Below are 12,077 nucleotides of genomic sequence, written 5' to 3' on the forward strand. Positions count from 1 at the left end.
CTGGACTCTTTTATCTACGGATGTAGAGTGTCCCAGTCGAACAGAAGGAGGGTCACCGTGACCGGGACGGAAACACCAGCCACGCCCCAGCGCATCGTGGACGTCGCCGTGGGCTACATGGCCGCCGGGCAGTTGTTCGCCGCCAACCGCATCGGCCTGTTCCGCGCACTCGCGCCCGGGCCGCTCGACGCGGCGGAACTCGCGGAACGCACCGGCCGGCCGGAGAACATCACGCGCATCCTCGGTGACGCGCTGTCGTCACTGGGCCTGCTGTCGCGAGTGGACGGCCGGTACGCGCTGACGCCGGACACCGCCGCCTACCTCGGCGGCACGGGGGAGGAGCCGGACCTCGCGCCGTTCCTCACCTTCCTCGAAACCATCAGCTACCCCCACTGGCAGCAGTTCCCGCACACCGCCGACACCGGCGAACCCGGCGAGCTCGACCTCACCGGCGACCGCTGGACCACCTTCATCGGCGGGGTCATGGTGTATAACGCCCTACACGCTCGGGCTTTGGTGCGGGCGTTCGACTTCGGGTCGGCCAAGCGGTTGCTGGACCTGGGCGGCCTGTCGGCCGCCTTCGCCCTGGAAGCCCTGCGGGCCAACGACGTCCTGCACACGACGTTCGTCTACGACCCGCGGTCGGTGCCGTCGGTGACCGAGGCGGTGGCGGAGTTCGCGGACCGGACGCGGATCGTGGGCGCGCCGACCCCGGAGGCCGAGCCCGACGGCGAGTACGACCTCGTCATGGTGAACCACGTCCTGCACCGGTTCGGCGTCGAGGAGAACCGCGCGATCCTGCGGCACGCGCGGGCCGCGGCGGCGCCGGGCGCGCGTCTCCTGCTGCTGGACTTCTTCCTGGACGGCGACGCCGTGCCGCGGTCGCTCGACGCGCTGCACGCGGGGGAGTACCTGGTCATCGACGGCACGGTCGTGTACCCCGAGGCCGACGTCCGGAGCTGGCTGGCGGACGCGGGGTGGCGGCCGGTGGACCGGCTGACCCTGCCCGGATCGCCGCGCGTCCTCGTCGCCGAGGCGGTGTGAGCATGGCCTTCGATCCTGCGGGTTCTTCCCGCCGAAGCGGTGCCGGGATGGCCTTCGGCCGCGCAGGTTGTCTTCTTGCGCTGCGGGCTCTTCGAGGCGAGGTCTGCGTGGCCTTCGGGCCCGCGGGCTCTCGTGGCCGAGGAGGTGCCCACATGGCCCTCGCCGATCCTCGTCGCCGAAGCGGCTCCCCGGCGACTCTCGATCCGGCAGCGCTCGAGCTGCCCGGTCTTTCCCCCGAGGCGGTGTCCGCATGACCCTCGACCCCGCGGTTCAGGAGCTGCTCGCCCTGGCCGCCGACGCGCCGGTGCCCGAACGGCCGCCGACGGCGGTGGAGCTGCGGGCCGCGTTCGCCGCGTCCCGGCCGGCGCCGGGGGCGGTGGCGCCGGTCGCGGCGGTGACCGAACGCCGGGTGGGCGACCTCCGGGTCCGGCTGTACCTGCCTGAGGCGGAGGGGCCGGTGCCACTCTTCCTGTGGATCCACGGTGGCGGCTGGACGATCGGCTCGGTCGACGAGAACGAGGTCGCCTCACGCGCGGTGTGCGCCGGGGCGTCGGTCGCAGTGGCCGCCGTCGAGTACCGGCTGGCGCCGGAAGACCCCTACCCGGCCGCGCCCGAGGACTGCTACGCCGTGCTGGAGTGGCTGGCCGCGGGCGGCGCCGGGCCGGCAGTCTCGCCGGACCGGATCGCCGTCGGTGGCGAGAGTGCCGGCGGCAATCTGTCCACTGTGGTCTCTCTGATGGCCCGGGACCGGGGCGGGCCGTCGATTTCCGCGCAGGTGCTGATCTGCCCGGTGTTCGCCCACCCCGACGACGGCTTCGCGTCCTACGCGGACTTCGCGACGGGCTACGGCATGACGGCCGACGCGATGCGGTTCTTCTTCGCCCAGTACGCCCCGGACCCGGCACGCCTGACCGACCCGTACCTGCTGCCGTCGCGCTCGAAGGACCTGTCGGGCCTGCCGCCGGCGCTGGTGCTGACAGCGGAGTACGACGTCTTGCGCGACGAGGGCGAAGCGTTCGCGCGGCAGCTGACCGACGCGGGCGTGGCCGTCGACCTCACCCGCTACGCGGGCCAGATCCACGGCTTCTACGGCCTGTACACGGACCTGCCCGCGTCCCCGAAGTCCCACGCGGAGGTGGCGGCCTACCTGCGCGGGATCTTCACCGCGTAGCGCATGAGGGGCACCTTCATGGCTCTTGACGCCCTGAAGGTGCCCCTCACGGCTTGGTGAGCCGGGCCAGGAACGACTCCAGGTGGCGGTGCTGCAGGGCCACGGTGGAGAACTCGCCCGCGACCAGGCTCATCACGTTCGCGCCCGCGTTGACCAGGATGACCTCGTCCACCAGCTGCTCGTCCGGCGTCTCGGTGACGATGTCGCCGTCCTCGCGGCCTTCGGCCAGGAAGCGGTGCAGGAGCCCGCGCCACTCGCGGACGTGCTCGAGGTACTTGTCGTGCATCCCCTGGTCCGACAGGGACATCTGCCAGAAGATCAGCAGCACGCGCCCGGCCGTGATGCGGGCTTCGTCGATCGGCATCGAGGACACGCACAGCTCGCGCAGCGCGGCCAGCCCGCGCAGGCCGTCGAGGGCCACGTACTCGCGCATCATGTCCAGCGCCCGCTCGTAGGTCGCCGCGATGATCTCTTCCTTGCCGGCGAAGTACAGCTTGAGCGCGCCGTTCGCGAACCCGGCCGCCGCGGCGATCTCGCGCATCGTGGCGGCTTCGATCCCGCCGCGCACGATCAGGTCCCAGGTGACGTCGACGATGTCCCTGCGCCGCTGGTCGTGGTCGATGATCTTGGGCACCCGGCACCTCCCGCACTGGTTTTCTCTACCAGTGTAGGAGAAACTACCCGAACGCACCGGATCGGGTCAGCGCCGGAACACCCGCCGTCCCGCGAACCAGGTCTCGACGACCTGCGTGCCGGCCACGTCGGCGGTCCGGAACGGATCCCGGTCGAGGACCACGAAGTCGGCCGAGCGGCCCGGGGTCAGCGCCCCGGCGACGTCGTCGAGGCCGCACGCGCGGGCCCCGCCGAGGGTGAACACCTCGATCGCCTCGGCCAGGGTGATCGCCTGCTCCGGCCAGAGCGCGCCCGGCCGCCTGCCGTGCGGGTCCTCGCGCGTGACCAGGCCCGCGATGCCCTCCCACGCGTTCGGCGACGGGCTGACCGGCCAGTCCGAGCCGCCGGCCACGAGCGCGCCGCTGTCCAGCAGCGCGCGGTTCGGCTGCATCCGGGCCGCGCGGGCCGCGGGCAGCACCCCGGCGATGGCCTCCGGAATGACGCCGGGCACCCAGAGGAACGGCGAGATGTCCGCCGCGACACCCAGTTCGGCGAACCGCGGCAGGTCGTCGGGGTGCACGAACTGGCCGTGCGCCACCTGGAACCGGACGTCGGTGTACCCCTCGGCGCGCAGCTTCGAGACGGCGTCGAGCAGCAGCCGGACCGACGCGTCGCCGGTGCAGTGCACCTTGGCCGACAGGCCCGCGGCAGCCGCCGTGCGCAGCCAGCCCGTCAGCTCCTCGGCGGACATCGTCGTCGCGCCGTGGAAGCAGCCGCCGTGGACGTCGTCGGGCAGGTAGGGCTCGAGGAACGCGGCCGTGCGGGTCGGCGGGACACCGTCGAGGAAGATCTTCACGAAGTCGGGCCGGTGGTGCTCGGTCCGGTAGCGCCCGGCGACCTCCAGCAGCGGCGCGCCGACCGGGTCGAACCCGAAGATCGGGTCGTTGACCAGCAGCGACGACACCACCCAGGCGTCCAGCTCGTCCGCGTCGTCGAGGGACTTCAGCGCGCCGAGGATGTCGGTCGAGACGCCCGCGTCCTGGAACGCGGTGACGCCGAAGCCGTGCAGGATCTCGATCGCCCGCTGGGACGCCCGGCGGTGCTGCTGCGGCGTCAGGCCGCCGGCGACGTACTCGACGAGCACCCCCGCGGCTTCCAGCAGCAGGCCGCTCGGCTCGCCGCCGTCCCGGTGGATCACCCCGCCCGGCGGGTCCGGCGTCGCCGCGGTGATCCCGGCCAGCTCCAGAGCCCGGGTGCTCACGAAGCGGTTGTGGCGGCTGTCGTCGGCCAGCGCGACCGGCCGGCCGCCCGCGGCGTCGTCGAGCGCGCGCCGCGCCGAGGCGTGCGAAAGCGTCTCGACCAGCGTCGACGCCCAGGCGCCGCCGATCAGCCAGTCGTCCGGGCCGAGGTCACGCGCTCGCGCGCGGACGGCGTCGAGGATGTCCGCGAACCCCGCGTCCGCGCCGAAGGTGAGCTCGAACAGCTCGGCGCGGCCGGCCATCGCGTGGTGGTTGTGCACGTCCACCAGCCCGGGCAGGACGAACGCGCCGCCGAGGTCGAGCACCTCGGTCTTCGGCCCGCGCTCGACGTCTTCGAGAGCCAGGACCTTCCCGTCGGTGACGGCCAGCGAGGACGCCCACGGCCGTACCCGGTCCAGGGTGTACACGACGGCGTTGGTGAGGATCAGGTCGGCGGCCACGGCTCAGTGCTCCGCCGGGTCGAGGCCCGCGGGGTGGACGGTGGTGCTCAGCAGCCGCCCATGCGCGCCGAACGTGAAGCAGGTCGTGTCCTCGCCGGTGTGGTCGAGTCCGAAGAGGACACCGTGGGAGCGCAGCGCGCGGGCGTTGCGGTGGTCGGCGATCGTCACCGACGCGCACGAGATCACCTTCTCGCGCCAGGCGAACACGTGGATCCCGGGCCGGATCTGGTACACGGAGTTCTCGTCGGTGTCGGCCAGCCCGCGCTCGGGCCCGGCCAGGCACTGCCAGGTGTACCAGTGCGGGCTGAGGTAGACGTGCTCGTAGGCGTGGTCTTCGCTGTACACCCACACCACGCGGCGCCCGATCAGCGCGGTGCTCGGCGCCATCGCCGCACCACGCACCTCGGCGCCGTCGATCGTGGCGGGCCGGAACTCCTGGGTGACGCGCGGGGTGCCGGCGTCACCGATCCGGGTGGTGACGACCAGGGCGCGGCCGTCGCGGACGTCGAGGATCAGGGACACGGCCTCGCGCGCGGCGCCGGGGTGGGGCTGGACGTAGTACAGGCCGTCGTCGACGAGGAACGTCTCGGCTTCGGTGCCGTCCCAGGTGAAGCCGGGGCCGCCGGCGTCGTCGCGCAGCACGAACGCGCGGCCGTCGATGTCGCCGGTGAGCGGGGCCTTGTTCGCGTCGAAACCCGGCGCGAGGCCGTCGAGCGGCAGCCAGGTCGAGGTGTCGGAGAGCGTCATGACGTCCTTAGGGTTCGCAGTGGTGGGCGCCGGCGGGCAGGTCGAGGGCCGGGTTGCGGTCGCAGAAGCCATAGGGCCGCACCAGGAACCCGGACTTGTCGACCGGCATCACCGGCCAGTCCTCGGGGCGCGGCACGTGGGTCGGGCCGAACACGTGCCACAGCACGAGATCGGTGTCGGTCAGGTCGCGGTTCGCGGCGGTCCAGGCGGGCAGGCCCGCGCCGCCGGGGTGGGCGTTGGGCCGCTCGCCCGCCGGGAACCGCTCGTCGTCGCGGTACGGCGTCGCCCACAGGTGCTTCGTCGCGAAGGTCGCCCGGGCGTGCACGGACGCCTCGGGCCGCGCCAGCAGCGTCGCCGACGGCCGCGGCACGAGCTGGTAGGCCGTCGGCTTGCCGAGCCGGTTGACGCGGTCGGCGCTGCGGATCTCCCAGACCCGGGCGCGCGCCGGATCGGCCAGGCGCATCGCGTCGTGCTCGGTGCGCAGCGGCGTGCTGCGCCAGGTGAACGCGTTGCCGTACGGGTTTTCGGGGCCGGTCGGCACCCCCACGACGTCGACTTCGTGGAGGTTGTTGCGCTCGCCGTCGACCTCGACGTCCAGCCGGGCGCAGAACAGGTGCTGGTGCACCGGAGCAAAGAGGCCGGGCGCGATCTCGGTCGCGTGCGGCTGCTCCTGCCCCGGGGTGCCGGCGCCGCAGAAGACGACGCCGGTGGCCTTCGCCTCGAACTCGATGGTGCCGTCGAGGTAGAGGTACCAGTAGTGGCCGTAGTCGTAGTTGCCGATCGTCGAGATCGACGAGACGACCAGCCGCCGCGAGCGGCGCACTTCCGGGTGCCCGCCGAGGTCGGTGTGCTTCCAGAGGATCCCGTCGTCCTCTTCGTGCAGGCAGATCGCCCGCGGGATCTCGACCGGCTCGCCGTGGTCGTCGGCGACCCAGGCCGGGAAGTAGTGGATGACGCCCAGGCAGTCGCAGCCGAGCCGCAGGTCGTTGCCGTTCTTACCGAACTGGTACTCGCCGGCGTCGAAGTAGCTGATCCAGAACCGGCCGGGCGCGACGTCGCCGTAGGGCACCACCATCTCGGGGACCGAGGCCCGGTACAGGACCGGCCGGTCCTGGAAGCCCACCTGGTGCAGCGTCAGACCTTCGCGGGTGTTGAAGCCGACGCGCAGCCGCCAGCCCTCCCAGACCACCTCGGTGCCCTCGACCGTGAAGCTCGGCCCGTCGGGCTGGGTGATCTCGATCGGCTTCAGCGACGTCCGCGCCGGGACGTCGCCGTAGCGGCCGTGCTCGGGTGGGACGGGGACGTCGCCTTCGTCCTCGACGCGCAGGACCCGCCGCGTCGTGAGGTCGAGGTGCACGACCAGGCCCTCGACGGGCCGCGCCCACGGGCTGTCGCCGTCGTCGTCGCGGAGGAAGGTCAGCGAGCGGATCACGCGCCCCGTTTCGTCGGCGCGGCCGAAGTGGCCGGGCGCCAGCGGTGCGCAGAAGGCGTGCTCGACGTGGTCGGCGAGGCCGCGCCGGGCCATCGCGGCCCGCCAGCCGTCGGACGCCTTCGTCAGCTGCTCGGCGAGGGCGTACTCCTCGAACAGGTACGACGGCTGCCCGTCGGCTTCGGCCCAGTCGTCCCAGGAGACGAGTTCGTGCGCGGTCACCGAGACGACGGCCTCCCCGGCCCGGCCGGTGGCGGTGTCGAGCAGCGTGTAGCGGATGCGCCGGTCGCCGGTGCCGGCGCGGACGTCCGCCTTGGCGGGTTCGACCGGCAGCACCTGCGGGAAGCGGATCGTCTCCCCGGTGAGTCCGGCGCCGGCGAGGATCGCGCGGCCGGCGGACAGTTCGGCGGCGGTCAGCGGGTCGAGGGGGTGCGGGGTGCTCACCCCGGTCAGTCTCGGCCCGCGCGGCGTCGTCCGCGACCGCGCGTGCGGGCGCGGACAACAGAACTGCGCTCTCGGCCAACCGCCCGGCGGGCGCCCGCGGTGAGGATGGGCGCATGCGAACCGATCTCGCCGGGAAGGCGGTCGTGGTGACCGGCGGGGCGTCCGGCATCGGGCTGGCCTGCGTGCTGGCGTTCCGCGCCGAAGGTGCCCGGGTGGCGGTCATCGACCGGGCGCCCGGCGCCGACGTCCGGGCCGACGTCACCGACGAAGCGGCCCTGGCCGCGGCGGTGGAGACGGTTGCCCGCGGGTTCGGCGGTCTCGACGTCGTCGTCGGCTGCGCCGGGATCTCCGGCCCGGTCGGCACCCCACTGGCCGCCATCACCGCCGCCGACGTCGCCGCGGTGCTCGCCGTCAACGTCACCGGGCAGTTCCTGCTGGTCAAGCACGCGCGGCCGTGGCTGGCCGAGGGCGGTGCCGTGGTGCTACTCGGCAGCGACTCCGCCTTCACGGCCGCGCCGGGCATGGTGCCCTACTGCGCGTCCAAGGGTGCGGTCGTGGCGCTGACCCGGGCCCTGGCGGTCGAGCTGCCAGGCATCCGGGTCAACTGCGTGTGCCCGTCGGTCGTGGACACGCCGATGGCGCGCGCGGACCTAGGCGACGTGCTCGACGACCCGGCGTTCCCGGTGCAGGCCGCCGCCGACGTCGCCCGGCAGGTGCTGTTCCTCGCGTCCCCGGCTTCGCGGCCGGTCAACGGCCAGGCCCTGCTCGCCGACTTCGGCCTGTCGGCCCGTTCGGCGTTCCCCGCCTAGGAAAGGATCCACAGTGGACTCAGTTGTCGCCATCACCGGCGGAGGCACCGGCATCGGCGCCGCGGCCGCCCGCCGCTACGCGAGCGAAGGCGCCCGGGTCGTCGTGCTGGGCCGGCGTCGCGAACCCCTGGAGGCGGTGGCCGCCGAGACCGGCGCGCACCTCGTCACCTGCGACGCGAGTGTGCGCGCGGACGCCGAGAACGCCGTCGCCGAGATCGTCGAGCGGTTCGGGCGGCTGGACGTCGTCGTCGCCAACGCCGGCGGGCACGGCCTTTCGTCGGTCACCGACACCGGCGACGAGGAGTGGGAACTCGCGCTGCGGTCGAACCTGTCGAGCGCGTTCGTGTTCTGCCGGGCCGCGCTGCCGTCGCTGGTCGAGACGGGCGGCCAGGTCGTCGTCGTGTCGTCGCTGGCCGGGCTGTTCGCCGGGCCGAACGTCGCCGGCTACACCGTCGCCAAGCACGCGCTGATCGGCCTGACCCGCTCGATCGCCCGCGACTTCGGCCCCCGCGGCGTCCGCGCGAACGCCGTCTGCCCGGGCTGGGTCCGCACCCCGATGGCCGACGGTGAGATGGACCAGTTCGCCGCGGCGGCCGGCTTCGCCGGCGGCCACGACGAGGGCTACCGCCGCGTGACGGCCGACGTCCCGCTGCGCCGCCCGGCCGAGCCGGCGGAGATCGCGTCGATCATCCGGTTCCTCGGCTCACCGGAGTCGTCATACATCACGGGCGCCGTCCTGGTCGCCGACGGCGGCGCCCACTGCGTCGACCTCCCCACGCTGGCCTTCGAGCGCGCCGGCATGTGACACGGCCAAAGTCCGTGAATGCCACATTGAGGGACATAGTGTCCCTCAATGTGGCATTCACGGACTTCTTCTAGTTGCCCAGGTAGGCGGCGTGCAGGGTCGTGGGGGAGTCCAGCAGGGACTGGGCGTCGCCTGAGTACGTGACGCGGCCTGAGGAGACGACCAGGGCCTCTTGGGCGACGCCCAGCGCTAGGTGGGTGAACTGCTCCACCAGCAGGATCGCCGCGCCTTCGGCCGCGAAGCGCGTCACCACCGGCAGCAGGCGGGTGAAGACCACCGGTGCCAGGCCCAGCGACATCTCGTCGATGAGCAGGAACGCCGGGCGCGCCGCGAACGCGCGGGCCAGCACCACCATCTGCTGCTCGCCGCCGGACAGCAGCGTGGCGGGGGAGTCGCGGCGCTTGTCCAGCTCGGGGAACAGCTCCAGGACCTCGTCGACGCGGGCCGCGGTGCGGGCGGTCAGGCGGAGGTTCTCCAGCACCGTCAGGCCCGGGAACACCGCGCGGCCCTGCTCGATGTGCGCCAGGCCGAGCCGTGCTCGCGCGACCCGCGAGTGCCGCGTGACGTTCACCCCGCCGAGGTGGACGCTCCCCGCGGCCGGCGCGACCACGCCCGAGACGGCTTCGAGGAGGCTGGTCTTCCCGGCGCCGTTCGGCCCGACCAGCGCCGTGATCCGGCCCGGCTCGAGGACGAGGTCGACGTCCCGGATCACCGGGCCCGCTCCGCGCCGGACCGTCAGTCCGTGCACCCGCAACGCGTTCACAGCAGCTCCGTTTCGCCCATGTACGCCTTCAGCACGGCCGGGTCGGCCAGCACGTCCGCCTGCGGCCCGCTCGCCAGGACCTGCCCGAAGTCGAGCACGGTCAGGCTGTCGCACACCGACCGCACGAGGTCCAGGTCGTGCTCGATGAGCAGCACCGACACCCCGAACCGCGCGGGCACCTGACGCAGCCGCCGCCCGAACGCGACGTGCTCCTCGTGCGGCAGGCCGGCCGCCGGCTCGTCGAGCAGCAGCACCCGCGGCCGCGCCAGCAGGTGCCCGGCGACCTCGACGAGCCGCCGCGCGCCGGCGTCCACGCGCGACAACGGCGTCCGCGCGGGCGGGCAGCCGAAGAACTCCAGCGCGTCGGCGACCTCGGCGGCCGTGATCCGGCGGCGCGCGACGAACCGCACGTACGCGCCGACCGTCAGCCCGGGCGGGACGCGGTCCTGCTGGAACGTCCGCCGCAGCCCGGCGCGGGCCCGGCGTGTGGGGGAGCCGGCCAGCGGCCGGCCGTCGAGCGTCACGGTCCCGGTGGCTCGTGGCAGGAACCCGCTGATGACGTCCACGAGCGTCGACTTCCCGGCGCCGTTCGGCCCGATCACGCCCAGCACGCCGTGTTCCGGCACCACGATGTCCACATCGGACAGTGCGCGTACGTGTCCGAAGGAGACACTCAGCCCGCGCACCTCTAGCACCGGGTCCCCGGGCGGCAGCGCTTCGACGTCGGCGACGTCGGTGAGGCCGACCCCGGCCGTGGTGCGGGACCGGCGGCGGTACCAGAGGTTGCGCCAGGCCGTGCCGAGGTTGCCGCGCCCGGCGAGGGCCTGGACGCCGAGCACGCCGAAGATGACGAAGCCCCAGTCCTGCGGCACGCCCCAGCGTTTCAGCAGCTCAGGCACGGCCACCCAGAGCAGCGCACCGAACACCGCCATGTCGATCAGGTGCGCGCCGGACATGATGGCCAGCACGTAGAGCGCGAGCGACTGGATCGCCGTGAAGCTGGCCGGGAACGCCAGCCCGACCTGCCCGGTGAGCAGGCCGCCGCTGATCCCGCCGAGGGCGGCGCTGACCGCGAACGCCGTCAGCTTCGACGTCCGCACCCCGGCACCGACCGCCGCCGTGCCGCGCTCGGAGAAGGCGACCAGGTGCCAGCTGCTGCCCCAGCGCCCGCGGCGCAGGAAGTGCACGACCAGCCCGCAGGCGACGAGCACCAGCACCGCGAACAGGAAGTACGACCGGTCGTCGGCGAACGCGTCGGGCCGCTCGACCGCCGTGCCTTCGGTGGCGCCGGGGAACTGGATCTGCACCAGCGTCAGGTCGGCGGCCGCGGCCAGCCCGAGGGTGACGACGGCGAGCGTGATGCCGCGCAGCCGCAACGCGGGCAGCCCGACGAGCACCCCGGCCACGGCCGCGGCCAGCCCGCCGAGGACCAGCCACACCACGAACCCGCCGGGCACCCCGGCGACGTTGCACGCCGACACGACGAACGCCCCGACCGCGCCGAAGGTCAGCTGGCACAGGGAGATCATCCCGGCGGTACCGGTCACCACACCCAGGCCGAGCAGCGCGATCGCCGCGACTACGGCGCTGACACCGAGGTAGACGAAGTACCCGGCGAGCCCGACGCTCAGCGCATACCCGACGCCGACGGCGGCGGCCGCGACGAGGACCGGCAGGAGTCGTTCAGCGAGCCGCATCCCACACCTCCTTGCGCTGCGTCCACAGCAGCAGCGCGACGATGACCAGGAACGGGAGGAAGTACCGCAGCACCGACAGCCGGTCGGACTGGGCGACCGCGCCCTGGGCCATGCCCAGCACCAGGCCGCCCGCCACGGCCAGGTCGAGCCGCCGGAAGCCGCCGAGCAACGCCGCCGCGGCCGCCGGGACCACCAGCATCGCCAGCGACGTCGGGTCGTTCGACTGCGACGGCGCGACGATCGACACCGCGAGCGTCGCGATCACCCCGGTCGCCGTCCAGACGCCGACCGCCAGCGGGCGGGCCGGGATGCCCAGCAGCTCCGCCGTTGTCGGCCGCTCGGACAACGCCCGCAGGCGGACGCCGAGCGTGGTGCGGGCCAGGACCGCGCGGCAGGTGAGCGCCACCACGATCGCCAGCGCGACCGTCACCACGGTGACCTGGCTGATCACCACCCCGCCGACGGTGAACGCCGGGCCGGCCAGCAGCGGGTGGAACGGCTGCGGCTTGTTCCCGAACAGGATGAACGCCAGCGAGATCAGCAGCAGGAGCACCGCGACCGTGACCGCCGAGCGCGTCCCGGTGTCGGCCTCGGCGAGCCAGGTGGACACGATCCAGCCGAGCACCGCGCTCAGCGCGCCACCGAGCACGATCCCGGCGAGCGTTGCCGCCCACTCCGGGAGTCCTAAGTGGACCGCGAGGAAGACGGCGACGTAACAGCCGAACATCCCGGTGGCGGACTGCGCGAAGTTGACCACCCGCACCAGCCGGGACATCAGGGTCAGGCAGACCGCGAGCACCGCGTAGAGCCCGCCCGCGGCCAGCCCGGCCAGCGCACCTTGCAGCATCGACATCCTC

General features: G+C 73.3%; 11 protein-coding genes. 4 read left to right on the forward strand and 7 right to left on the reverse strand.

Annotated features, from left to right (window positions below; genetic code table 11):
- Positions 1–57: 57 nt before the first annotated feature.
- Positions 58–1,044: a methyltransferase domain-containing protein gene (locus OG439_RS11595; protein WP_326949389.1), complete on the forward strand. Its 987-nt coding sequence runs from the start codon at positions 58–60 to the stop codon at positions 1,042–1,044.
- A 250-nt stretch (positions 1,045–1,294) separates the two neighbouring features.
- Positions 1,295–2,215 (forward strand): alpha/beta hydrolase, encoded by a 921-nt coding sequence (locus OG439_RS11600; RefSeq protein WP_326949390.1) that lies wholly within the window; start codon positions 1,295–1,297, stop codon positions 2,213–2,215.
- 46 nt (positions 2,216–2,261) lie between these two features.
- Here OG439_RS11600 and OG439_RS11605 read toward each other — a convergent pair whose 3' ends face one another.
- From OG439_RS11605 to OG439_RS11620, 4 genes are all read right to left on the reverse strand, one after another.
- Entirely contained in the window at positions 2,262–2,849 is a 588-nt protein-coding gene (locus OG439_RS11605; protein ID WP_326949391.1) for a TetR/AcrR family transcriptional regulator, read from the reverse strand.
- Positions 2,850–2,915: 66 nt separating this feature from the next.
- Complete coding sequence (locus OG439_RS11610) at positions 2,916–4,526, reverse strand: amidohydrolase (RefSeq protein WP_326949392.1); 1,611 nt, start codon at positions 4,524–4,526, stop codon at positions 2,916–2,918.
- A gap of 3 nt (positions 4,527–4,529) precedes the next feature.
- On the reverse strand, positions 4,530–5,273 hold the full coding sequence (locus tag OG439_RS11615) for a MoaF C-terminal domain-containing protein (RefSeq protein WP_326949393.1): 744 nt from the start codon (positions 5,271–5,273) through the stop codon (positions 4,530–4,532).
- A gap of 7 nt (positions 5,274–5,280) precedes the next feature.
- Entirely contained in the window at positions 5,281–7,146 is a 1,866-nt protein-coding gene (locus OG439_RS11620) for a primary-amine oxidase (protein ID WP_326949394.1), read from the reverse strand.
- 113 nt (positions 7,147–7,259) lie between these two features.
- On the opposite strand from OG439_RS11620, the gene OG439_RS11625 reads away from it, so the two are divergent.
- Both OG439_RS11625 and OG439_RS11630 read left to right on the forward strand, forming a co-directional pair.
- Complete coding sequence (locus OG439_RS11625) at positions 7,260–7,955, forward strand: SDR family NAD(P)-dependent oxidoreductase (protein ID WP_326949395.1); 696 nt, start codon at positions 7,260–7,262, stop codon at positions 7,953–7,955.
- 13 nt (positions 7,956–7,968) lie between these two features.
- Positions 7,969–8,760 carry an SDR family NAD(P)-dependent oxidoreductase gene (locus tag OG439_RS11630; RefSeq protein WP_326949396.1) on the forward strand — a complete coding sequence of 264 codons (792 nt, stop codon included), beginning with the start codon at positions 7,969–7,971 and terminating at the stop codon, positions 8,758–8,760.
- Between the two features lie 70 nt (positions 8,761–8,830).
- Here the strand turns inward: OG439_RS11630 and OG439_RS11635 are convergent, their stop codons facing one another.
- From OG439_RS11635 to OG439_RS11645, 3 genes are read right to left on the reverse strand one after another with little or no spacing between them, the layout of a single operon-like run.
- Positions 8,831–9,523 carry an ABC transporter ATP-binding protein gene (locus tag OG439_RS11635; protein WP_326949397.1) on the reverse strand — a complete coding sequence of 231 codons (693 nt, stop codon included), beginning with the start codon at positions 9,521–9,523 and terminating at the stop codon, positions 8,831–8,833.
- Complete coding sequence (locus tag OG439_RS11640) at positions 9,520–11,220, reverse strand: branched-chain amino acid ABC transporter ATP-binding protein/permease (protein ID WP_326949398.1); 1,701 nt, start codon at positions 11,218–11,220, stop codon at positions 9,520–9,522. Before OG439_RS11640 ends, OG439_RS11635 begins: the two co-directional genes overlap by 4 nt.
- Positions 11,207–12,067, reverse strand: coding sequence for a branched-chain amino acid ABC transporter permease (locus OG439_RS11645; RefSeq protein ID WP_326949399.1), 861 nt, complete (start codon positions 12,065–12,067; stop codon positions 11,207–11,209). Before OG439_RS11645 ends, OG439_RS11640 begins: the two co-directional genes overlap by 14 nt.
- Between the last annotated feature and the right edge of the window lie 10 nt (positions 12,068–12,077).

The sequence above is a fragment of the Amycolatopsis sp. NBC_01307 genome, from assembly GCF_035975215.1.
Lineage (GTDB): Bacteria > Actinomycetota > Actinomycetes > Mycobacteriales > Pseudonocardiaceae > Amycolatopsis.

Bases quoted from the DNA above. Each gene is read 5' to 3' on its own strand.
- OG439_RS11645 (WP_326949399.1), bottom strand. From the start codon at position 12,067: ATGCTGCAAGGTGCGCTGGCCGGGCTGGCCGCGGGCGGGCTCTACGCG.
- OG439_RS11640 (WP_326949398.1), bottom strand. From the start codon at position 11,220: ATGCGGCTCGCTGAACGACTCCTGCCGGTCCTCGTCGCGGCCGCCGCC.
- OG439_RS11625 (WP_326949395.1), top strand. From the start codon at position 7,260: ATGCGAACCGATCTCGCCGGGAAGGCGGTCGTGGTGACCGGCGGGGCG.
- OG439_RS11615 (WP_326949393.1), bottom strand. From the start codon at position 5,273: ATGACGCTCTCCGACACCTCGACCTGGCTGCCGCTCGACGGCCTCGCG.
- OG439_RS11600 (WP_326949390.1), top strand. From the start codon at position 1,295: ATGACCCTCGACCCCGCGGTTCAGGAGCTGCTCGCCCTGGCCGCCGAC.